The organism is Streptomyces sp. DH10 (genome assembly GCF_029813805.1).
Taxonomy (GTDB): domain Bacteria; phylum Actinomycetota; class Actinomycetes; order Streptomycetales; family Streptomycetaceae; genus Streptomyces; species Streptomyces coeruleofuscus.
The window spans coordinates 39,792-61,573 of record NZ_JARVKU010000004.1 but is presented as its reverse complement, the minus strand read 5'-3'; the positions used below and the strand labels follow the sequence as shown (position 1 = coordinate 61,573).

At 71.8% G+C, this 21,782-nt stretch carries 20 protein-coding genes; 14 read left to right on the top strand and 6 right to left on the bottom strand.

Annotated features, from left to right (window positions below; genetic code table 11):
- The first annotated feature begins 61 nt into the window (after window positions 1–61).
- The 3 genes from QC385_RS09820 (at window position 62) to QC385_RS09810 (ending at window position 5,776) form a co-directional block, all read left to right on the top strand.
- Entirely contained in the window at window positions 62–2,680 is a 2,619-nt protein-coding gene (locus tag QC385_RS09820) for a PA14 domain-containing protein (protein WP_279540871.1), read from the top strand.
- Window positions 2,681–2,824: 144 nt separating this feature from the next.
- Window positions 2,825–4,168 carry a wax ester/triacylglycerol synthase family O-acyltransferase gene (locus QC385_RS09815; RefSeq protein WP_279540870.1) on the top strand — a complete coding sequence of 448 codons (1,344 nt, stop codon included), beginning with the start codon at window positions 2,825–2,827 and terminating at the stop codon, window positions 4,166–4,168.
- A 105-nt stretch (window positions 4,169–4,273) separates the two neighbouring features.
- Entirely contained in the window at window positions 4,274–5,776 is a 1,503-nt protein-coding gene (locus QC385_RS09810) for an SDR family NAD(P)-dependent oxidoreductase (RefSeq protein ID WP_150484383.1), read from the top strand.
- An 84-nt stretch (window positions 5,777–5,860) separates the two neighbouring features.
- Here QC385_RS09810 and QC385_RS09805 read toward each other — a convergent pair whose 3' ends face one another.
- A complete protein-coding gene (locus tag QC385_RS09805; RefSeq protein ID WP_279540869.1) occupies window positions 5,861–6,625 on the bottom strand; it encodes an SDR family oxidoreductase in 765 nt (254 codons plus the stop codon).
- 426 nt (window positions 6,626–7,051) lie between these two features.
- Between QC385_RS09805 and QC385_RS09800 the strand changes: the two genes are divergently transcribed.
- On the top strand, window positions 7,052–7,225 hold the full coding sequence (locus tag QC385_RS09800; protein ID WP_279540868.1) for a hypothetical protein: 174 nt from the start codon (window positions 7,052–7,054) through the stop codon (window positions 7,223–7,225).
- A gap of 57 nt (window positions 7,226–7,282) precedes the next feature.
- The gene (locus tag QC385_RS09795) at window positions 7,283–7,822 is read left to right on the top strand and encodes a GNAT family N-acetyltransferase (protein ID WP_279540867.1); all 540 of its coding nucleotides are present in this window, start codon (window positions 7,283–7,285) and stop codon (window positions 7,820–7,822) included.
- Here QC385_RS09795 and QC385_RS09790 read toward each other — a convergent pair.
- From QC385_RS09790 to QC385_RS09780, 3 genes are all read right to left on the bottom strand, one after another.
- Window positions 7,794–8,213: a VOC family protein gene (locus QC385_RS09790; protein WP_279540866.1), complete on the bottom strand. Its 420-nt coding sequence runs from the start codon at window positions 8,211–8,213 to the stop codon at window positions 7,794–7,796. The genes QC385_RS09795 and QC385_RS09790 overlap by 29 nt on opposite strands.
- A gap of 209 nt (window positions 8,214–8,422) precedes the next feature.
- Entirely contained in the window at window positions 8,423–9,766 is a 1,344-nt protein-coding gene (locus tag QC385_RS09785) for an amidase (RefSeq protein ID WP_279540865.1), read from the bottom strand.
- A 110-nt stretch (window positions 9,767–9,876) separates the two neighbouring features.
- The gene (locus tag QC385_RS09780; RefSeq protein ID WP_279540864.1) at window positions 9,877–10,914 is read right to left on the bottom strand and encodes an alpha/beta hydrolase family protein; all 1,038 of its coding nucleotides are present in this window, start codon (window positions 10,912–10,914) and stop codon (window positions 9,877–9,879) included.
- A 129-nt stretch (window positions 10,915–11,043) separates the two neighbouring features.
- Between QC385_RS09780 and QC385_RS09775 the strand changes: the two genes are divergently transcribed.
- Window positions 11,044–11,517: a carboxymuconolactone decarboxylase family protein gene (locus QC385_RS09775; RefSeq protein ID WP_279540863.1), complete on the top strand. Its 474-nt coding sequence runs from the start codon at window positions 11,044–11,046 to the stop codon at window positions 11,515–11,517.
- Here QC385_RS09775 and QC385_RS09770 read toward each other — a convergent pair.
- Complete coding sequence (locus QC385_RS09770) at window positions 11,510–12,253, bottom strand: FadR/GntR family transcriptional regulator (protein ID WP_279540862.1); 744 nt, start codon at window positions 12,251–12,253, stop codon at window positions 11,510–11,512. The genes QC385_RS09775 and QC385_RS09770 overlap by 8 nt on opposite strands.
- Before the next feature lie 164 nt (window positions 12,254–12,417).
- On the opposite strand from QC385_RS09770, the gene QC385_RS09765 reads away from it, so the two are divergent.
- Genes QC385_RS09765 through QC385_RS09730 form a run of 8 tightly spaced genes read left to right on the top strand, consistent with a single transcriptional unit; the run spans window position 12,418 to window position 20,283 of the window.
- Complete coding sequence (locus tag QC385_RS09765; protein WP_279540861.1) at window positions 12,418–13,491, top strand: sugar ABC transporter substrate-binding protein; 1,074 nt, start codon at window positions 12,418–12,420, stop codon at window positions 13,489–13,491.
- The gene (locus tag QC385_RS09760; RefSeq protein ID WP_279540860.1) at window positions 13,488–14,978 is read left to right on the top strand and encodes a sugar ABC transporter ATP-binding protein; all 1,491 of its coding nucleotides are present in this window, start codon (window positions 13,488–13,490) and stop codon (window positions 14,976–14,978) included. The genes QC385_RS09765 and QC385_RS09760 overlap by 4 nt, the downstream gene beginning before the upstream one ends.
- The gene (locus tag QC385_RS09755) at window positions 14,971–15,999 is read left to right on the top strand and encodes an ABC transporter permease (RefSeq protein WP_279540859.1); all 1,029 of its coding nucleotides are present in this window, start codon (window positions 14,971–14,973) and stop codon (window positions 15,997–15,999) included. Before QC385_RS09760 ends, QC385_RS09755 begins: the two co-directional genes overlap by 8 nt.
- Window positions 16,000–16,036: 37 nt before the next feature.
- The gene (locus tag QC385_RS09750; RefSeq protein ID WP_279540858.1) at window positions 16,037–17,380 is read left to right on the top strand and encodes an L-fuconate dehydratase; all 1,344 of its coding nucleotides are present in this window, start codon (window positions 16,037–16,039) and stop codon (window positions 17,378–17,380) included.
- Window positions 17,377–18,132: an SDR family NAD(P)-dependent oxidoreductase gene (locus QC385_RS09745; protein ID WP_279540857.1), complete on the top strand. Its 756-nt coding sequence runs from the start codon at window positions 17,377–17,379 to the stop codon at window positions 18,130–18,132. The genes QC385_RS09750 and QC385_RS09745 overlap by 4 nt, the downstream gene beginning before the upstream one ends.
- Window positions 18,129–19,145, top strand: a complete 1,017-nt coding sequence (locus tag QC385_RS09740) for an aldo/keto reductase (RefSeq protein WP_279540856.1) — start codon at window positions 18,129–18,131, stop codon at window positions 19,143–19,145. Before QC385_RS09745 ends, QC385_RS09740 begins: the two co-directional genes overlap by 4 nt.
- Window positions 19,142–19,459: an L-rhamnose mutarotase gene (locus QC385_RS09735; RefSeq protein WP_279540855.1), complete on the top strand. Its 318-nt coding sequence runs from the start codon at window positions 19,142–19,144 to the stop codon at window positions 19,457–19,459. Before QC385_RS09740 ends, QC385_RS09735 begins: the two co-directional genes overlap by 4 nt.
- Entirely contained in the window at window positions 19,456–20,283 is an 828-nt protein-coding gene (locus QC385_RS09730; protein WP_279540854.1) for an amidohydrolase family protein, read from the top strand. The genes QC385_RS09735 and QC385_RS09730 overlap by 4 nt, the downstream gene beginning before the upstream one ends.
- Here the strand turns inward: QC385_RS09730 and QC385_RS09725 are convergent.
- Complete coding sequence (locus tag QC385_RS09725; RefSeq protein ID WP_279540853.1) at window positions 20,271–21,692, bottom strand: lipase maturation factor family protein; 1,422 nt, start codon at window positions 21,690–21,692, stop codon at window positions 20,271–20,273. The two genes, QC385_RS09730 and QC385_RS09725, sit on opposite strands and share 13 nt — an antisense overlap.
- Window positions 21,693–21,782: the final 90 nt, after the last annotated feature.

Sequence of the window (21,782 nt, the reverse complement as noted above, 5' to 3'; positions counted from 1 at the left end):
GCGGAATCCGTGATGTTGTCATGCCAACTCCTGGCCATGACAACGTTGTTATGGAGGTTCCGTGCGTACCAGACGCCTCAGAACCCGACTCGCGTTACTTCTCGCCGCGCTCCTCGCCCTCACCGGCCTGACCGCGGCACCCGCCCTCGCGGACGACCCGGCCGAGATCCACGGCCTCAAGGGCGAGTACTACACGCACTCCGCCCCCGGCGCCTTCGACTTCCACACCCTGAAGGCGACCACGTTCGACCAGGACCTGGACTTCGACAACCTGGAACCGCGCCTGAACTTCACCACCGGACGGTCCGACGACGTCAGCGTCCGCTGGACCGGCATGCTCGTCCCCGAGAAGACCGGCCCCCACACCTTCTCGGTCATCGGAGACAACGGCTTCCGCCTCTGGATCGACGGCAGGCTCGTCATCGACCACTGGGTCGACGACTGGGACCGCGAGCAGACCGCGCAGCCCGTCGACCTGACCGCGGGCACGTCCTACGACCTCAAAGTCGAGTACTTCGAGCACTACGGCGGCTCCAACCTCCACCTCCGCTGGACGCCGCCCGGCGGCGGCAAGGAGCCCGTCCCGCAGTCGGCGTTCCGCCTCCCCGACGGCTTCGACTACGACGGGGCCCTCGCGGCCACGGTCCAGTCCACCGGCCGCACCCTCAAGCTCGACTTCGCCCAGCCCCTCGCCGCACCCCCCGCGAGCTTCACCGACCACCTCAAGGCGGTGATCGGCGGCGCCGCATGGCCCCTGGGCGCGGCACGGCCGGACCCGTCCGACCCCACGTCCCTCCTGGTCACCCTCGACGAACCGGTCGTCGGCAACAAGACCGGCACGGCCCGCGGCACCGCCGACGTCCGCTACGACGGCCGGGGCGGCCTCGCCGACACCGACGGCAACGTTGTCAAGGAATTCTGGAGCAGCGGCCCCAACCGCTCGACGTACCAGCTGCGCACCCGCTGGGCCGACGAGGTCGGACCGGGCAACGCCCTCCCGGAGTACCCGCGCCCGCAGCTGACCAGGGACGCCTGGCAGGGCCTCAATGGCCGCTGGCAGTTCGCCGCCGCCGAGCCGGGCGAGCAGCCGCCCGTGGGCAGGACGCTGAAGGAGCGCATCCTCGTCCCGTACCCGGTGGAGTCCCAGCTCTCCGGTATCGAACGGCACGAGGACCGCATGTGGTACCGCCGCACCTTCACCGTCCCCGCCGACTGGCGGATCGGCTCCGGCAAGCGGCTCAAGCTCAACTTCGGCGCCGTCGACTGGCGCTCCGAGGTGTATGTCAACGGCACCAAGGTCGCCGAACACGAGGGCGGCTACGACAAGTTCAGCGCCGACATCACCGACGCGCTGAAGCCCGGCCGCACCCAGGAGCTGATCGTCGGCGTCTACGACCCCACCGACGCGGCCTCCGGTGAGAACCCGCCGCTCGGCAAGCAGCGCCTGGACCCCAGCGGCATCTGGTACACGCCGTCCTCCGGCATCTGGCAGACGGTCTGGATGGAGCCGGTGGCCCGCGACCACGTCGACTCCCTGAAGCTCGTCCCCGACGTGGCCGGCGAGAAGCTGACCGTTCAGGCCCGCGGCGTGCGGGACGGCGTACCGATCACGGCGACGGCGTACGACGGCCGGCGCGAGGTGGCCACGGCGAGCGGCCGCACCGGCAGCCCGCTGACACTCACCGTCCGCGACCCGCACCTGTGGTCGCCCGACGACCCGTTCCTCTACGGCCTGAAGGTGAAGGTCGGCGCCGACCGGGTCGGCAGCTACTTCGGGATGCGCTCCATCGCCGTCGAGAAGGTCAACGGCGTCCCGCGCACGGTCCTCAACGGCGAGCCGGTCTTCATGATGGCCACCCTCGACCAGGGCTTCTGGCCGGACGGCCTGCACACCGCGCCCACCGACGAGGCCCTCGCCTACGACCTGAAGGCGCACAAGCGGCTCGGCTTCAACTCGGTCCGCAAGCACATCAAGGTCGAACCGGACCGCTGGTTCCACTGGGCCGACCGGCTCGGCCTGCTGGTGTGGCAGGACATGCCCGCCATGACGGCCGGGGTGAACCCGAGCCCCTCCTCCCGCGCCCGCTACGAGCGCGAGCTGAAGGAGATGATCGACGAACACGTCAGCAGCCCGTCGGTCGTCATGTGGGTGACCTTCAACGAGGGCTGGGGCCAGTACGACGTCGGCCGGGTCGCCGAGCAGGCCAAGGCCTGGGACCCCACCCGCCTCGTCAACGGCCAGTCCGGGCTGAACCTCGGCGCCGACGGCGGCACCGGCGACATCATGGACGAGCACGGCTACCCGAGCCCGGCCCTGCCGCCCCGCCCCGACGGCGAGCGCGCCCTGGTCAGCGGCGAGTACGGCGGCCTCGGTCTCGCGGTGCCCGGCCACGCCTGGTCGGTGCAGCAGTCGTACGTCGACGTCGACCCGGCCACCTACACGGACGACTACCTGGCGAAACTGGACGAGGTCCGGGCGCTGGTCTGCCGGGGCGGCAACGGGGCCGTCTACACCCAGATCGCCGACGTCGAGGGCGAGCTGAACGGCTTCCTCACGTACGACCGGTCCGTGCTCAAACCTGACACGGCCCGGCTGAAAACCGCCCACCAGGCGCTGATCCGTGACGCCTCCCGGGTGACTCCTACGGGGTGCCCGGCGCCGCGTGCTGTGCTGAACTGACCTCACATGCACCATAAGTCCCGCCCCTTTCATCGGGGCGGGACTTAATCTGCTGTTAACTGTACGTAGCGTGATCGTACTTGACCGTAATCGGCTGGGGGCGATTGACTGCTGGCCCACCCGTCGTCGACGCGAGGCAAGCCCTTGACTGCTGACCTGCTCGCTCCTCTCGACCTGGCGTTCTGGAACATCGAGTCCGCGGACAACCCGATGCACCTCGGCGCGCTCGGGATCTTCTCGGCTCACTCGCCCGCCGCGGGCGCCCACGCGGCCGACCTGCTCGCGGCCCGCGCCGCCGGCGTGCCCGGACTGCGGATGCGGATCCGCAGCGTGTGGCAGCCGCTGCCCGCCGCGCTGCGCCGGCCCCTCGCCTTCGGCGGCGCCGCCCGCGAACCCGACCCGGACTTCGACGCCCTGAACCATGTGCGGCTGCACGCCCCGACCGCCGACTTCCACACGGTCGCGGGCCGGCTCATGGGACGTCCGCTGGAGCGTGGCCGGCCGCCGTGGGAGGCCCATGTGCTGCCCGCTGAGGACGGGATCTCCTTCGCGGTGCTGTTCAAGTTCCACCACGCCCTGGCCGACGGCCTGCGGGCGCTGACCCTCGCCGCGGGCGTGATGGACCCGATGGACATGCCCGCGCCCCGGCCCCGCCCGGCCGAGCCCCCGCGCGGCCTGCTGCCGGACGTGCGCCGGCTGCCGGAGATGGTGCGCGGCGCCCTGTCCGACGCGGGCCGGGCCCTGGACATCGGCGCCTCCGTCGCCCTGTCCTCCCTCGACGTGCGCTCCACCCCCGCGCTGACCTGCGAGCCGAGCGGCACCCGCCGCACCGCCGGAGTGCTGCTCGACATCGACGACGTGCACCGCGTCCGCAAGACCGTCGGCGGCACCGTCAACGATGTCCTGATCGCAGTGGTCGCGGGCGCGCTGCGCCGCTGGCTGGACGAGCGCGGCGACGGCAGCGAGGACATCGCGCCCCGCGCCCTGATCCCCGTCTCCAAGCGCCGCCCGCGCACCGCGTACCCGCAGGGCAACCGGCTCTCCGGGTACCTGATACGGCTTCCGGTGGACGACCCGGACCCGCTGGCCCGCCTCGCCTCGGTCCGCACCGCCATGGACCGCAACAAGGACGCCGGCCCCAACCGGGGCGCGGGCGCCGTCGCCCTGCTCGCCGACCACGTCCCGGCCCTGGCCCACCGGCTGGGCGGACCGCTGGTCGGCCAGGCGGCCCGGCTCTGGTTCGACATCCTGGTCACGAGCGTGCCCCTGCCCAGCCTCGGCCTGAAGCTCGGCGGCAACCCGCTCACCGCCGTCTTCCCGTTCGCCCCGCTGGCCCCCGGCCACTCGGTGGCGGTGGCGGTCTCGACGTACCGCGGGAGCGTCCACTACGGGCTCGTCGCCGACGGCGAAGCCGTGCCGGACCTCGACCGGCTCGCCGCGGCCATCACGGAGGAGGTGCGCACGCTGATCACCGCCTGCCGGTCCTGAATCGGGCGGGTTTGGCGGTGTGGCCCGCCGCTCGCGTAAAATCCGCCCTTCGACAGCGGGCGCGACCGGCGCGCCACCACAGCAGAGCAGGGAACGACAGCGGCGATGACGGTGACAGAGGACGGCCCGCAGGCCATGGACGAGGCGAGCGGGCTCTCGTACGGACCCGGCATCGACCCGGAGCGGCTGGCCGTCTGCCTCAGCGTGCTCGAGGAACTCGACAAGCTGGAGATCGACCACCCGGACGCCGTCGCCGTGCGCCGGGCCACCGCGGGCGTCTACCGCACGGTCAAGCAGCGCCGCCGCCAGGAGCGCCGGGCCGCCAAGACCGCCCACGACAAGGCGGTCACGGAGGCCACGGCGACCGGCTCCGCCCAGCGCATCGACGACGAGACCGAGGGCCTGCTGCCCTCCTCGCGCACCGAGGAGGGCAGGATCGCGGGGATACTCCAGCGCCCGCGCTCCTGCTACACCTGCAAGACCCGGTACGTGGAAGTCGACTACTTCTACCACCAGCTCTGTCCGGACTGCGCCCGCGTGAACCGCGAGAAGCGCGACGTCCGGGCCGACCTCAGCGGCAAGCGCGCCCTGCTCACCGGCGGCCGTGCCAAGATCGGCATGTACATCGCGCTCAGGCTGCTGCGCGACGGCGCGCACACCACGATCACCACGCGCTTCCCCAAGGACGCCATCCGCCGCTTCAAGGCGATGGACGACTCCGCGGACTGGATCCACCGCCTGGAGGTCGTCGGCATCGACCTGCGCGACCCGGCCCAGGCCGTGGCCCTCGCGGAGCAGGTCGCCGAGGCGGGCCCGCTCGACATCCTCGTCAACAACGCGACCCAGACCGTACGCCGCCTGCCCTCCGCCTACGCCGCGCTGGTCGAGGGCGAGAGCGCCCCGCTGCCCGCCGGTGAGCTCCCCGCCCACCACGTCATCGGCGCGTTCAACTCCGGCGCGGTCGACGGTCTGGCCGCGCTGCCCCTGGGCACCAGCGGCCTCGACGCCCAGCAGGTCGCCGACCTCGCCCTGGTCGCGGGCAACGCCAGCGTCGAGCGGCACCTCGACGGCACGGCGATCGACGCGGGCGGGCTGGTCCCCGACGTCGTCGACTCCAACACCTGGGTGCAGACGATCGAGCAGATCTCCCCGGTGGAACTGCTGGAGACCCAGCTGTGCAACTACACGGCGCCGTTCATCCTGATCAGCCGGCTCCGTCCGGTCATGGCCGAGGCCGCGAAGAAGGCGGCGAGCGGACGCGCGTACGTCGTGAACGTCTCGGCGATGGAGGGCGTGTTCGGCCGCGGCTACAAGGGTGCGGGGCACCCGAACACGAACGCCGCCAAGGCCGCCATGAACATGGTGACGCGGACCAGTGCGCAGGAGATGTTCCAGACCGACGGGATTCTGATGACCTCGGTCGACACGGGCTGGATCACGGACGAGCGGCCTCACTACGACAAGCTGCGGCTGGCCGAGGCGGGGTTCCACGCGCCGCTGGACCTGGTCGACGGGGCGGCCCGGGTGTACGACCCGATCGTGCGGGGCGAGGCGGGCGAGGATCTGTACGGGGTCTTCCTGAAGGACTACGAGCCGGGGAAGTGGTAGGGGTTTCCGGTTTGGCGTCAGCGGGTTGAGTGTGGCGTGGCGCGCCCACGCGGCGGAGCGGCATATCGATACGGCCCCGCGCCCCTAAGAGGCCGGGGTGCGCGCCGCCCGTGACCGGGTGCCGCCGTCCACCACGAGGTCCGCCCCTGTCACCCACTCCGCCTCGTCCGACGCCAGCCACACGACCGCCCGTGCGACGTCCTCGGGCTCCCCGATCCGGCCCAGCGGCAGCCCCGCGGCGATCTGTTCCTCACCCGGCTCCCACATGAACCGTGCCATCTCGGTACGCACCAGGCCGGGGGAGACGGAGTTCACCCGCACCCGGGGGCCCAGCTCGCCCGCGAGCTGCCGGGTCAGGTGCAGCAGCGCGGCCTTGCTCGTGCCGTACGCACCCACGTTCGGGCCGACATGGCCGGCGCCCTCCGTGCACACGTTGATCACCGTGCCGCCGTGCTCCGACATCCACGACCGCCACGCGCACTGCACCAGCCGCAGCGGCGCCTCGACATTGACGGTGAAGGCCTCGCGCCAGGCCTCCGGGGCCGCGTCCATGAGCGGTCCGTACGGCTGGTTGGTCGCCGCGTTGTTGACCAGGACGTCGAGGCGGCCGAACTCGCGAAGGGCCAGCTCCGTCAGGCGCCGGGGGTGGCCCGGGTCGGCGACGCTGCCCGCGAGCCCGATGCCGCCCAGTTCCAGGGCGGTCCGCCGTACCTCGCCGGCGTCGCGCGCGGTGACGCACACCAGTGCGCCCGCCGAGGCGAGCGCTTCCGCGACGGCGCGTCCGATGCCGCGCGTGGCCCCCGTGACCACGGCGGTCCTGCCCTCCAGGCCGTACGACGCTGACGTCATCGACGTACCGTCTCATGACGGTCCGTCAGCCGACAGCCCCGAGGCGGCATGGGGCCTGCGCCACCGTCCGGAAACCGCCGGTGCGGGCTTAAGCCGTTCGAGTGATCCGTGAAACGTTCTTTCCGTGGTAAATCGGTGCGTAAACCCGAGTTGAACACAGGATGACGCGCGATCGTTACCGGTAGTTTTCAGCCCCATCGAGCGGGGGGCCGCTCATTTGGTTAATCTGAGGCGGACGGACAGCAGGACGGGACCCACACCCACGGTCCGTCATGGGACAAGCCGGTACACCACGGCCCGCGCTCCCGCGAATTACCGGCGCCACCGCGTCCGAACTGCATTTGGTATCAGACCCGAGCGGGCGTCAGGCGCAGAGCAGGACCGGCGCACACGTCCCGAGGGTGACCGACACATAAGGAGTGCGCGGTGACACCGGAAAAGACGAATCGCGAGCAACGCCCCAAGGAACGCACCGAGCGCAAGGGCCGCCGGTCCGACGAGCTCGGCAGCCTCGACGTGTGGGCCCGGTCGGCCCCGATCCGCCTCGCGGGCTACGAGGACGACCTCGCCGAGCCTCACATCCTGCCCAGCGTCGACTGAACGGGCGCCAAACCCTCCGCGTTCGCCGATCCGCACGGGCGTGCCAGACTCGCGTCCATGCTGATCAGGGAAGCAACGGCTGACGACTGGCCGCGCATCTGGCCGTTCTGGCACCGCATCGTCGCCGCGGGTGAGACCTACGCATGGGACCCGGGCACCTCCGAGGAGGAGGCCCGGGTCCTGTGGATGAATCCGGCGAAACGCGTCTACGTCGTCGAGGACGACGGCGGCAGCGTCGTCGCCTCCGCCTACCTCACCCCCAACTACGGCGGTCCCGCCGCCCGCATCGCCAACGCCGGCTTCATGGTGGACCCGGACCGGGGCGGCCGGGGCCACGGCCGTGCCCTCGCCGAACACCTCCTGATCGAAGCCAGGGCCGCCGGTTACCGGGGCATGGTGTTCAACGCCGTCGTCGAGACCAACCCCGCCGTGACGCTGTGGACCTCCCTCGGCTTCACGATCCTCGGTACCGTGCCCGACGCGTTCGAACATCCCCGGCACGGCCTCGTGGGACTGCACATCATGTACCGGGCGCTCCAGAGCAGCGGAGAGACCGTGACCGGGGCCGTCAGGGACGGACGTACGGCCGCGTCATGATCTCCATGTTGTGCCCGTCCGGGTCGGCGAAGTAGGCGCCGCGGCCGCCGAAGAGGTCGTTGACCCGGCCGGGCTCGGTGTGGCTCGGGTCGGCGAAGTAGGTCACGCCCAGCGCCTCCAGCCGGGCGATCATGGTGTCGAACTGCTCCTCCGGCACGAGGAACGCGTAGTGCTGCCCTTGGATCGGCTCGTCGCGCTTCTCGTAGTAGTCGAGGGTCACGCCGTTGCCCAGATCGACCGGCAGGAACGGCCCGAAGGGGGCGCCGACCTCCAGGCCCAGGACCGCCGCCAGGAACTCCGCCGACAGCTGGCGGTCCGAGGCGAAGACGACGGTGTGGTCGAGATGGGCGACGGTGGCCGGAAGTTCGGATGTGTGCTGTGCGTGGGACATGAGTCTGAAAGGTCTCCGGGTCTCGGGATCCGTGGTGAAGCGCCGCAGCGGGCGCGAGGGGATGAGGACACGGAGACGGGAGGCGGGGCTCGTGCCCTCTCCGGCTCTCGGGCGGGCCCGGGCGGGGTCACCCCCGCCGCGTTCACTCCGAGGCCGGGCGCCTCACTCGTGCATGGCCTACGGCCGACCCGGCAGTCACCCGGCCGACTCTAGTCCATCGGTGCCGTACGCCGCCACGGATTACGTTCCTGCAACTGCTGCGCCACTTCCAGGAGTTGGTACTCCGTGCCGGGGCGTCCCACCAGCTGCACGGCACACGGGGCGCCGGAGGGGAGGGCTGCGCAGGGGACCGACATGGCGGGCCAGCCGGTGAGGTTCCACGGGGGCGTCAGCGGCGAGTAGTTCGTGTTGGCCAGGACGTTGCTCAGCCAGCCCCGCTCGTGCCAGGGCGCGGCCTTGGGGGAGCGGCGGGCGAGCGCGGGCGTGAGCAGCACGTCGTACTCGGTGAAGAACGGCTCCAGCCGCCGGCGCAGTTGCTCCCGGGCGGCCCCGGAGCGCACCCTGCCCATGAAGGGCCGGCCGAGTCTCGCGTGGATCCGGGTGCGCCGGGTCAGCAGACGCGGGTCGAGGTGCCGGGCGTCCGCGGCGGTGCCGGCCGTCCAGTGGGCCAGTGAGGTCGTGGCGAGCGACATCGGGTAGGGCGGGTCGGCGCGCCGGACCTGGTGGCCCGCCTTCATCAGCACCCCGGCCGCCTCCCGCGCGGCCGCCGCGTACGGCCGGCTGATGGTGACGCCGGCGACCGGGCTGCGCAGCGACACGGCGATCCTGAGGGGGCCGGGCTCGGCGCGGAGGGCTGGCTCGTCGTCCGCGAGCACCGAGAGCATCAGCCGGGCGTCCTCGACGGTCGTGGCGAGCGGCCCGTTCTCCGACAAGCCGAACCAGCCGCCGTCACCGTCACCCGTCGGGACCACTCCGTGCCCCGGCTTGATGGTGACGAGGCCGCAGTTGGCGGCCGGTATGCGCAGGGAACCCATGCCGTCGTTGCCGAGGGCGATCGGCGCCATCCCGGCGGCGACCGCGGCGGCGCTGCCGCCCGATGAACCGCCCGCCGAGCGCGTCGGGTCCCAGGGGTTGCGGGCGGTGCCCAGCACGCCGTCCGTCGTGCCGAAGACACACAGCTCGGGCACGTTCGTCAGACCCACGACCACCGCGCCCGCCGCCCGCAGCCGGGCCACCGTGACATGGTCCCGGTCGGCCGGGGTGTCCGGTGTCGCGGCCGAGCCGACGCGGGTGGACTCGCCGCGCACGGCGAGGTTGTCCTTGACGGCCACGGGCACCCCGGCCAGGGGCAGACGGTCGAAGTCGCCGCGTGCGGCCACCTCGTCGGCCTCCGTCAGCGCCGCCTCGGCGCGCACGGTGCGGAAGGCCCCGACGCGGCCGTCGAGCCGCTCGATCCGCGCGAGGTGCTCGGCGACCACCTCGCGGGGGGTGACCCGCTTCTCGCGTACGGCGGTGGATATCTCGGCGGCGGTGCGGCCGGCCCAGGTGGTCACAGAGGCTCCTCGGCGTGGAAGGACGGGCTTACTGGCGAGTACGTAGGGAGAACTGTGCACCGGCCGGGGGCGCACGTCGAGGCCCTCGGCCGCTGGATGATCCGAGCGGTTCAGCGCAAGTGGCGTGCGAAGAAGGCCTCGGTGGTGTCCATGGAGGCCGGCCACCTCGGCCCGAAGGTGTGTCCCTCGCCGGCGTGGGTGCGCAGTTGGACATCCTTGCCCGCCTTCTCGAACGCGGCGGCGACCTGCCGTGACCAGGTGAGGGGGCAGGTGTCGTCCGCCGTGCCGTGCTGGATCAGCAGGGGCTCGGTGACGCGGTCGACGTACGTCAGGGGCGACACCGCGCGCCAGAAGGCCGGGTCCTCCTCCGGCGTGCCGTGCTTCTCCTCGATCTCCGCCACGAGGGGATCGCCGTCGGGCCGCTGGAAGTGGTCGATGTTCTCCTCCGGGCGGGCGCTCACCGGCGCGTACACCACCGCGGCGTCGAACAGGCCGGGCGCCACGACCAGCGTGTTGTACACGACCCCGCCGCCCATCGACCGGCCGAACAGGCCGATCCGGTCGCCGTCGATCTCCGGCCGCCCGGAGTCGCGCAGGGCCAGGGCGGCGCCGATGACGTCCTCGGTGTAGCCGAGGCGCAGTCCGACGTCGTTGTCGGCGTCGTCGTCGGAGCGGGCGTGGTTGCGGTAGTCGGTGTGCAGGACGACGTAGCCGCTGCGGGCCAGCCGGTCCTGCTCCCGGGGCATGCCCTGGCCGCTGAAGTAGACGTCCGGGTCGATGTACCCGTGCGCCAGCACGAGCGCCGGGAACGGGCCCTTGCCCTCCGGGAGGTTCATGATCCCCGAGATGGTCAGGCCGTTCGCCTCGTAGGTGACGGCGTAGCGGGTGTAGGCGGAGGTCCGGTCGAGCACCGTGCCGAGACGCAGGCCGGAGCCGGTGTGCTTGCGCTGCATCAGCGCCGGGAGGGAGACGGGGTCGGCTGGGGTGGAAGTGGGGGTGGGCGTCGTGCGGGGTTGCTCGCTCGGGGCCGGGGCCGGGGCCGCCGTCGGAGAGGCCTCGGGCGCGCCTTCGCTCCCGCCGCCGGTGCAGCCGATCGCGACGGTCAGCAGCATTCCGGCGGTGCCCCAGGCTGTGCCCCGTAGCCGCATACCGTCCATTGTCGCTCCGCGGACCGTCCAGAAGGCCGGGAGACGCACGTCACATTCCTCGATGTCACATCGGGCCGGGCCCCCTGACTCATAAGGGCGTAAGCATCGGCAACGACACAGGAGTTCACCATGAACGCGCGACTGGACATCTTCGCCCTCCCGAGCGCCGCCAAGGTCATCAAGCAGTTCATGTCCCTGGGGCGGCTGGTCGTGGACTCACCGCTGCCGGCCGCCACCCGGGAGCTGGTCTCGCTCCGCGTGAGCCAGATCAACGGCTGCGCGGTCTGCATCGACATGCACACCAAGGAGGCCGCGGCGGCGGGTGAGACCTCCGTGCGCATCAACCTGGTCGCCGCGTGGCGGGAGGCCACGGTCTACACCGAGGCCGAGCGCGCAGCACTGGAGCTGGCCGAGCAGGGCACCCGCATCGCGGACGGCGCCGGCGGGGTGCCGGACGACGTGTGGGAGCGGGTCGCCAAGCACTACGACGAGGAACAGCTCGTCGCGCTGGTGACCCTGATCGCCTTCATGAACACGGCGAACCGGCTGAACGTCATCCTCCAGCAGCCGGCGGGCGACTACCAGCCCGGTCAGTTCAAGTAAGCGGCGGCACACCGGGCCCTGGGAACTGTCCCTGGGGCCCGAGCTGCGCCCGCAGCCACTCCTCCACCTCGCCCACGTGCGCGGCCGCCGCCGCGCGGGCCGCCTCCGGGTCGCGGGCGGCCAGGGCGCGGTGGATCGCGGCGTGTTCGCGGCGGGTGCGGGCGAAGGCGCCCTCCTCCTGGTAGCCGCGCCAGACACGGGCACGGAACGTCCGCGACGACAGGCCCTCCAGGATCGCGGCCATGGTCTCGTTGCCCGCGGCCACCGCGATCTCGCGGTGGAAGGCCAGGTCGTGGGCGAGGATCTCCTCCGGATCGTCCGTGGCGTTCATCGCCGCCAGGTGCTTCTCGACCTCGGCCAGCTGGTCCGCGGTGATCCGGGCGGCGGCCAGTGCCGTCGCCGTCGACTCCAGGATCCGCCGGATCTCCAGCAGCTCCACCAGACGCGGACCGCGCGACAGGTCCGCCACGACGCCGAAGGTCTCCAGCAGGTCGCCGGCCTCCAGCTGCGTGACGTAGATGCCCGACCCGTGCCGGGCCTCCAGCACGCCCAGCACCGTGAGCGCGCGGATCGCCTCCCGCATCGAGCTGCGGGAGATGCCGAGCTGGACGGCCAGGTCACGCTCGGTCGGCAGCCGCTGGCCCGGCTCCAGCCGGCCCTCGCCGATCATCGCCTTGATCCGCTCGATGGCGCGCTGCGTCACGGTGCCCTTCTGCGGGGCTGTCTCGTCGTCCACGCCATTCCTCCGATCACCGGCTGCGCGCAGTCTAATCGGCGAGGTGGTCGGACCACTACGCGTCAGAAGCGCGAAAATCTGGCGTCGTGGGGTGTTCCGGCGGGGGAGTGGTCTGATAAGTATGCGGGCATCTGCTCGAACACCGGTCGATGGGAGGGCCTCAGATGCCCGGAAGCACAGCCCGCAAGCGGAACAGATCCCGGATCGTCGGCACGGTGGCCCTGGCCGCCGGTGCCTGTCTCGTGCTCGCCGCGTGCGGCAGCACCAAGGACACCGGCGCCTCCAGTGCCGGCGGCGGTGACGGCAGCGGCAAGGTCGGGGTCGTCCTGCCCCTGCTGACCTCGCCGTTCTGGCAGTCGTACAACGACTACGTGCCGAAGATGGCGAAGTCCGAGGGCGTGGACGCGATGAAGACCGTCAACTCCAACAGCGACCCCTCGCAGCAGATCACCGACATCAACAACCAGCTCAACCAGGGCGTCAAGGGCCTGGTCGTCGCGCCGCTGGACAGCGCCGCCATCGAGGCGGGCCTCGACCAGGCCGAGCGCAAGGGCGTGCCGGTCGTCGCCGTGGACGTGGCGCCCGACAAGGGCAAGGTCGCCATGGTGGTCCGGGCGAACAACGTGGCGTACGGCGAGAAGGCCTGCCAGTACCTCGGCGAGCACATCACCTCCGGCAAGGTCGTGCAGATCATGGGCGACCTCGCCTCGGTCAACGGCCGCGACCGCTCCGAGGCGTTCCGCGCCTGCGTGAAGAAGAACTTCCCGAAGCTGAAGGTCCTGGAGATCCCCGCCAAGTGGGAGTCCGACGCGGCGGCCTCGAAACTCGACACCCTCCTCAACGCCAACCCGGACATCAAGGGCATCTACATGCAGGCGGGCGGCGTCTACCTCGCGCCCACCCTCCAGACCCTCAAGTCCAAGGGGATGCTGAAGAAGGCCGGGCAGCCGGGGCACATCGCCATCGTCTCCAACGACGGCATCCCGCAGGAGTTCGACGCGATCCGCAAGGGCGAGATCGACGCGACCGTCTCCCAGCCCGCCGACGCCTACGCCAAGTACGGCATGTACTACATCAAGGCGGCGATGGAGGGGAAGACGTTCGAGCCCGGCCCGACGGACCACGACTCGACCATCGTCAAACTGCCCAGCGGCATCCTGGAGGACCAGCTGCCCGCGCCGCTGGTGACGAAGGACAACGTCGACGACCCCAAGCTCTGGGGCAACACGGTCAAATGAGCACCCCACTGGCTGAAGCGCGGGGCGTCGTCAAGCGGTACGGCCCCACCACCGCCCTCGCCGACGGGCAGCTCACCGTCCTGCCGGGCGAGTCCCACGCCCTCGTCGGGCGCAACGGCGCCGGTAAGTCGACCCTCGTCAGGATCCTCACCGGCCTTCAGGCCCCCGACGAGGGCACCGTCCGCTTCGACGGCGACCCCGCGCCCCCGCTCACCGACCGCGACGCCTGGCGCCGCAAGGTCGCCTGCGTCTACCAGCACCCGACGGTCGTCCCCGAACTGACCGTCGCCGAGAACCTGTTCATCAACCGGCAGCCGCTCCGGCGCGGGTTCATCAGCTGGCGCAGCCTGAAGACCGAGGCCGCCCGGCTCCTCGACACCTGGGACGTGCGCGTCGACCCCGACGCTCGCACCGCCGACCTCAAGGTCGAGGACCGGCAGATGGTGGAGATCGCCCGGGCCCTCAGCTTCGGCGCCCGCTTCATCATCCTCGACGAACCCACCGCCCAGCTCGACAACCGCGAGATCGAGCGGCTGTTCACGCGCATGCGCGCCCTCCAGGACTCGGGGGTCACCTTCCTGTTCATCTCCCACCACCTCCAGGAGGTGTACGAGGTCTGCCAGACCGTCACGGTCCTGCGCGACGCCCGCTGGATCACCACCGCGCCCGTCGCCGACCTGCCCCGCCGGGCCCTGGTGGAGGCCATGGCGGGGGAGACGATCGCCGAACAGGCCGAGCGGCTGCGGACCGTCGCGGCCGCCGGGCCCGTCCTCCTCGACGTCCGCGGCCTCACCTCGCCCGCCTACGAGAACGTCGACCTCACCGTCCGCCGCGGCGAGGTCGTCGGACTCGCCGGATCCAGCGCCAGCGGCAAGATCGAACTCGCCGAGTCGTTCACCGGACTGCACAACCCCACCAGTGGGACGGCCCGGATCGACGGCGCCCCGCTGCCGTTCGGCGACGTTCAGGCCGCGCTGAAGGCCGGTGTCGGCTTCGTCCCCCGCGACCGGCACGACGAGGGCCTGGTGTTCGGCATGTCCATCGGCGACAACGCCACCCTCAGCGTCCTGGACCGGCTCGGCCGCTTCGGCTTCGTCGGCACCGACCGCAAGCGCGGTGTCGCCACGGCGCTGATCGAACGCCTCGACATCCACGCGGAAGGCCCCGACCAGCCCGTCTCGGACCTGTCCGGCGGCAACGCGCAGAAGGTCGTCATGGCCCGCGCTCTCGCCTCCGACCCACGGCTCCTCGTCCTCGTCAACCCGACCGCGGGCGTCGACGTGAAGTCCAAGGAGTCCCTGCTCGCCCGGGTGGACAGCGCCCGCGAGGACGGCACCGCCGTGCTCGTCGTCTCCGACGAACTCGACGACCTCAGACGCTGCGACCGGGTCCTCGTCCTCTTCCACGGCCGTGTCGTCGCCGAGCACCCCGCGGGCTGGCGTGATCACGAGCTCATCGCCTCCATCGAAGGAGTGGACCATGGCTGACACCAAGGCGGCCCCGCCGCTCGCGCCCGCGCGAGCCACCGACCCGCGCGCCGCCAAGGCCGTCCTGCTCCGCCGCGCCCGCGAACTCGCCCTCGTGCCCGCCCTTTTGCTGCTCCTCGTGCTCGGCGCGGTGGTCAACGACTCGTTCCTCACCGAGCGCAACATCGTCTCGATCCTCGGCGCCTCCGCCGCCCTCGCGATGGTCGTGCTCGCCGAGTCCCTCGTGCTCATCACCGGCAAGTTCGACCTGTCCCTGGAATCGGTCGTCGGCATCGCACCCGCCGTCGGCGCCCTGCTCGTCCTGCCCGCCGCCGCGTCCGGCTGGGGCACCGAACTCCCGGCGGCACTCGCCCTGCTGGCGATCCTGGTCGCGGGCGCGGCCGTCGGCGCCTTCAACGGCGTCCTGGTCGTGAAGTTCAAACTCAACGCGTTCATCGTGACGCTCGCGATGCTGATCGTGCTGCGCGGCCTGCTGGTCGGCGCCACCAAGGGCAAGACGCTGTTCGGCATGCCCGACAGCTTCTACTCGCTGGCGACCACCACCTTCCTCACCGTCCCGCTGTCCGTGTGGCTCGCCGCGATCGCCTTCGCCGTCGCCGGGCTGGTCCTGAAGTACCACCGGGTCGGCCGCGCCCTGTACGCCATCGGCGGCAACGCGGACGCGGCCCGGGCGGCGGGCATCCGCGTGGAGCGCGTCATGCTCGGCGTGTTCGTCGTCGCGGGCGTCCTCGCCGCCGTCGGCGGCATCATGCAGACCGGGTACGTCGGCGCGATCAGCGCCAACCAGGGCCAGAACATGATCTTCACGGTGTTCGCGGCCGCGGTGATCGGCGGCATCGCCCTCGACGGCGGCAAGGGCACCATGTTCGGCGCCCTGACCGGCGTCCTCCTCCTGGGCGTCGTGCAGAACCTGCTCACCCTCGCCCAGGTGCCGTCGTTCTGGATCCAGGCCATCTACGGCGGGATCATCCTGGTCGCCCTCATGATCGCCCGGGTCACCACGGGCCGCGCCCAGGACTGACCCGCCCGCCTTACGCAACCGACCCGAAAGGCCCTCTGTGTCCCCGACGCCCGCCCGCATCACCGCGGTCGACACCCACGACATCCGCTTCCCCACCTCGCGCGAGCTCGACGGCTCCGACGCGATGAACCCGGACCCCGACTACTCGGCGGCCTACGTCGTCCTGCGCACGGACGCGGCCGACGGGCACGAGGGGCACGGATTCGCGTTCACCATCGGGCGGGGCAACGAGGTGCAGGTCGCCGCGATCGACGCGCTGCGCGGACACCTGACCGGCCGCTCCGTCGACGACCTGTGCGCCGACCCGTCCACCCTGAACCGCGACCTGATCGGCGACAGCCAGCTGCGCTGGCTCGGCCCCGAGAAGGGCGTGATGCACATGGCGATCGGCGCGGTCGTCAACGCCGTGTGGGACCTGGCCGCCAAGCGCGCCGGCCTGCCGCTGTGGCGGCTGCTCGCCGAGGCCGAGCCCGAATGGCTGGTCAGCCAGGTCGACTTCCGCTACCTCACCGACGCCCTCACGCCCGAGGAGGCCCTGACACTCCTGCGCCACGGCAGAGAGGGCGCCGAGGAGCGCACGGCCCGGCTGCTGGAGCGCGGCTACCCCGCCTACACCACCTCACCCGGCTGGCTCGGCTACGACGACGAGAAACTCACGCGGCTCGCCGCCGGGGCCGTCGCCGACGGTTTCCGGCAGATCAAGCTCAAGGTCGGCGCCGACCTCGACGACGACATCCGCCGCTGCCGCGTCGCCCGCTCCGTCGTCGGACCGGACGTCCGCATGGCCGTCGACGCCAACCAGCGCTGGGACGTCGACGAGGCCATCCGCTGGACCAAGGCCCTCGCCGAGTTCGACCCCTACTGGATCGAGGAGCCCACCAGCCCCGACGACATCCTCGGCCACGCGGCGATCCGCCGGGCCGTCGCCCCCGTGAAGGTCGCCACCGGCGAGCACGTGCACAACCGGATCGTCTTCAAACAGCTCCTCCAGGCCGGAGCGCTGGACGTCGTCCAGATCGACGCGGCCCGCGTCGGCGGTGTCCCCGAGAACCTCGCGATCCTGCTGCTCTCGGCCAAGTTCGGCGTCCCGGTCTGCCCGCACGCGGGCGGCGTCGGACTGTGCGAACTGGTCCAGCACCTGTCGATGTTCGACTACGTGGCCCTGACCGGAACCACCGACGACCGGGTCATCGAATACGTCGACCATCTGCACGACCACTTCCTCGACCCGGTGGTCATCCGCGAAGGTCATTACACGGCACCCACCGCGCCGGGCTTCTCGGCCGCCATGCGGCCCGAGTCGCTTGCGCGGTTCACCTACCCGGGCGGCGAGTTCTGGGCCGCCGACCTCGACAAGCGGAAGAAGGGTCGGGCTGCATGAGCGACTTCGAGGGCATCAGGGCCCTGGTGACGGGCGGCGCCTCCGGCATCGGCCGGGCCACCGCGGAACTGCTGGCCGAGCGCGGCGCACAGGTCGCCGTCCTCGACCTGGACCCGTCGCCGGTCGACAAGCCCCTGCTGGCCTACCGGGCGGACGTCACCGACGACACGTCCGTGCGCGAGGCCGTGGCGGCGGCCGTCGCCGACCTCGGCGGGCTGGACGTCCTGGTCAACAACGCGGGCATCGGCGCCCAGGGCACCGTCGAGGACAACTCCGACGACGACTGGCACCGCGTCTACGACGTCAACGTCGTCGGCATGGTGCGCACCGCCCGCGCCTGCCTGCCCCACCTGCGCGCCTCCGCGCACGCGGCGATCGTCAACACCTGCTCCATCGCGGCCACCGCGGGCCTGCCGCAACGCGCCCTGTACAGCGCCACCAAGGGCGCCGTGTACTCGCTGACCCTCGCCATGGCCGCCGACCACGTCCGCGAGGGCATCCGCGTCAACTGCGTCAACCCGGGCACGGTCGACACGCCCTGGGTCGGCCGCCTCCTCGACGCCGCCCCCGACCCGGCCGCCGAACGCGCCGCCCTTCAGGCCCGCCAGCCCACCGGCCGCCTGGTCGGCGCCGCCGAGGTCGCGGGCGCCATCGCCTACCTGGCCAGCCCCCTGTCCGGCGCCACCACGGGCACCTCGCTCGCCGTCGACGGCGGCATGCAGGGCCTGCGGCTGCGGCCGGTGACCCGGTGAACCGGCTCGGCGGCAGCGGCGTCCGGGTCAGCGCCCTGTCCTTCGGCGCGGCCGCGATCGGCAACCTGTACACCGCGGTCGGCGATGAACAGGCACACGAGGCCGTGGAGGCCGCCTGGCAGCGGGGCATCCGCTACTTCGACACCGCCCCGCACTACGGCCTCGGCCTGTCCGAACGCCGCCTCGGCGCCGCCCTGCGCGACCGCCCCCGCGACCGGTACACGATCTCCACCAAGGTCGGCCGCCGTCTGGAGCCCACGGACGGCACCGGCGACGACCTCGCCGGCGGCTTCGCCGTGCCCGCCACCCACCGGCGCGTCTGGGACTTCAGCGCCGACGGCATCCGCCGCACCCTGGAGGCCAGCCTGGAGCGCCTCGGCCTCGACCGGGTCGACATCGTCTACCTCCACGACCCGGACGAGCACGCCGAACGGGCCTTCCGCGAGGGCTACCCGGCGCTGGAGGAACTCCGCTCGCAGGGTGTGGTCGGGGCGATCGGCGCCGGGATGAACCAGGCGGAGATGCTCACCCGCTTCGTCCGCGACACCGACGTCGACGTGGTGCTCTGCGCCGGCCGCTACACCCTGCTGGACCAGAGCGCCCTCACCGGCCTGCTGCCCGCCGCCCACGAACGCGGGAAGTCCGTCGTCATCGGCGGCGCCTTCAACTCCGGCCTGCTGGCGAACCCGCAGCCGGGCGCGAAGTACAACTACACCGTCGCCCCCTCCGACCTGGTCCAGCGGGCGCTGCGCCTGAAGTCCGTCGCCCACCGCCACGGCACCACGCTGCGCGCCGCCGCCCTGGCCTTCTGCGCCGCCCACCCGGCCGTCGCCAGCGTTCTCGTCGGAGCCCGCTCGGCACACGAAGTCCGCGACTGCGCCCACCAGTTCGCGGCCCGGGTGCCCGCCGGGTTCTGGCAGGAGCTGCGCGCCAAGGGCCTGCTGCCCGCAGACGCCCCCGTCCCCGGCGAAGAGCCGTCCTCCACGACGGCCCCGGCCAAGGAGCCGTCATGAGAGTCGCCCTGCACACCAAGGTCCGCGCCGACCGCGTCGCCGACTACGAGGCCGCCCACCGCGAGGTGCCCGAGGAGCTCACCGACGCCATCCGCGCCGCGGGCGCCACCTCCTGGACCATCTGGAGGAGCGGCACCGACCTGTTCCACGTCCTGGAGTGCGAGGACTACGCCCGCCTCCTCGCCGAGCTGGAGAAACTGCCGGTCAACGTCGCCTGGCAGGCCCGCATGGCCGAGTTGCTGGACGTGGTGCACGACTACTCCGGCGAGGGCGCGGACGCCGGCCTGCCCGTCGTCTGGGAGCTGCCGTCATGACCGTGGTCGACGCGCACCACCACGTCTGGGACCTGTCCGTGCGGGACCAGGACTGGATCGCGGAAGGCAGCCCGATCCGGCGCGACTTCACCGTGAAGGATCTCGTGCCCGAGGCTCGCGCGGCGGGTGTCGGCCGCACCGTCCTCGTCCAGACCGTCACCGTCCCCGAGGAGACCCCGGAGTTCCTGGCCCTCGCCGATGAGCACGAGCTGATCGCCGGGGTCGTCGGCTGGACCGACCTCACCCGCCCCGACGTCACCGACGAGCTGGCCCGGCTGCGGGAACTGCCCGGCGGGCGGTACCTCAAGGGCATCCGGCACCAGGTCCAGGGCGAGCCGGATCCGCGGTGGCTGCTGCGTCCGGACGTAGGCCGAGGCCTGACCGCCGTGGCCGAGGCGGGGCTGGTGTACGACCTGGTCGTGCTGCCCCACCAGCTCCCGGCCTGCACCGAGGCGGCGGCCTCGCTGCCCGGACTCACCTTCGTCCTCGACCACTTGGGCAAGCCGCCCATCGCCTCCGGCGCCCTCGAACCCTGGGCGTCCGGCCTCCGCGCCCTCGCCGCGCTGCCCAACACCGTCTGCAAGCTCTCCGGCATGGTCACCGAAGCCGACCTCGCGTCCTGGACGATCGACGACCTGCGCCCGTACGCCGGCACGGTGCTGGAGGCCTTCGGCCCCGACCGCCTGATGTTCGGCTCGGACTGGCCGGTGTGCACCCTCGCGGCGGCCTACGGCGACGTGCTCGACACCGCACGCCGGCTGACCGGCCCGTCCGACCACGCCCGCATCTTCGGGGCCACCGCCACCCGCGTCTACGACCTCTGAACGGTCTCCGCCAGCCGCGTCGGCGGCAGGAACTCCCGTACGTACGTCCGTTCCCAGCACGCGCCCGTCTCCCGCAGCTCGCTCCAGGTCGTGTAGCGGTAGCGGAACAGGCGGGCGCGCACGTACCGCGGGGGCTCGTCCGGCGGGAACGGCGAGCGGCGCAGCAGCTTCAGCGTGTCGCGGTCGTTCTCCAGCAGCCGCTCCACCAGGGCGCCGAACCAGGAACCGGCGTACGCGGGGGAGAGGGCCGCGAACCACATCAGCCAGTCCAGCCGCAGATGGTACGGCGCGAACTGGCGCGGCCAGCGCCGGGGATCACCGGGCTTGCCCTTGAACTCGTACTCCCGCCACTGCGAGTCCTCCCGCGGTACGTCGTCGGCCGTGCCCTCGACGACCACCTCGTGGCGGACCCGGCTGACGCTGCCGAACGCGCCGTAGGTGTTGACCAGATGGAGCGGGTCGAAGGAGCGGTTCATGACCTGCCGACGGGAGATCATGTTGCGGACCGGCTGGTAGCTGAGACCCAGCAGCAGCGCGGCGACCGCGAGGACCACGACCTCGTACCAGAGCGGCGCGTCGGGCACCGACGGCGGATCGGTGGGGAACCGCACCGCCGACAGGGCCAGCACGATCGTGATCCAGTTCAGCCAGGCGAAGTTGCCCGACAGCACCAGCCACAGCTGGGTGACGATCATCAGCGCGGCGGCGGCCGTCGCGACCGGCTGCGGCGTGAACAACAGGAACGGCACGACGAGTTGTGTGAAGTGGTTCGCGGCCACCTCGACCCGGTGCAGGGGCCGGGGCAGATGGTGGAAGAACCAGCTCAGCGGGCCGGGCATCGGCTGCGTCTCGTGATGGTGGTCCAGGCACGTCAGCTTCCGCCAGCACTCGTCGCCCCGCATCTTGATCAGCCCCGCGCCGAACTCCACGCGGAACAGGATCCAGCGCAGCAGGAACAGCACGACGACGGGCGGCGCCACCTCGTCGTTGCCGAGGAACACGGCGAGGAAGCCGACCTCCAGCAGCAGCGACTCCCAGCCGAACGAGTACCAGGTCTGCCCGACGTTGACGATCGACAGGTACAGCACCCACGGCACCAGCCACAGCAGCATGCCGCCCCACAGCGGCAGCAGCGAGTCCAGCCCGGCCAGCAGCGCCGCCGACACCGCGCAGCCCGCCCACGCGCAGACGGCGAAGAAACGGTCCGAGTAGTGCAGCTGGAACAGGCTCGGCGCCCGCTTGAACGGCACCCGCTCGACGAACTCCGGCACCGGCAGCATGCCGCGCTGCCCGATCAGCGCGCGGAACTGCAACGCCGCCGTCAGGAACGCGACCAGGTAGACGGCGGCCAGCGCCCGCTGGAAGACCAGCCGGCTCAGCCAGTAGTCGGATGCGGTGAACCAGTCCACAGCCGGGCGCTCCTCCCAGTGCCTCGCCGGACCCGGCGTCACGCTGCGTGTGCCATCGCTCCGGTTGCGTGACCCGAGTGAGTGAAGCAA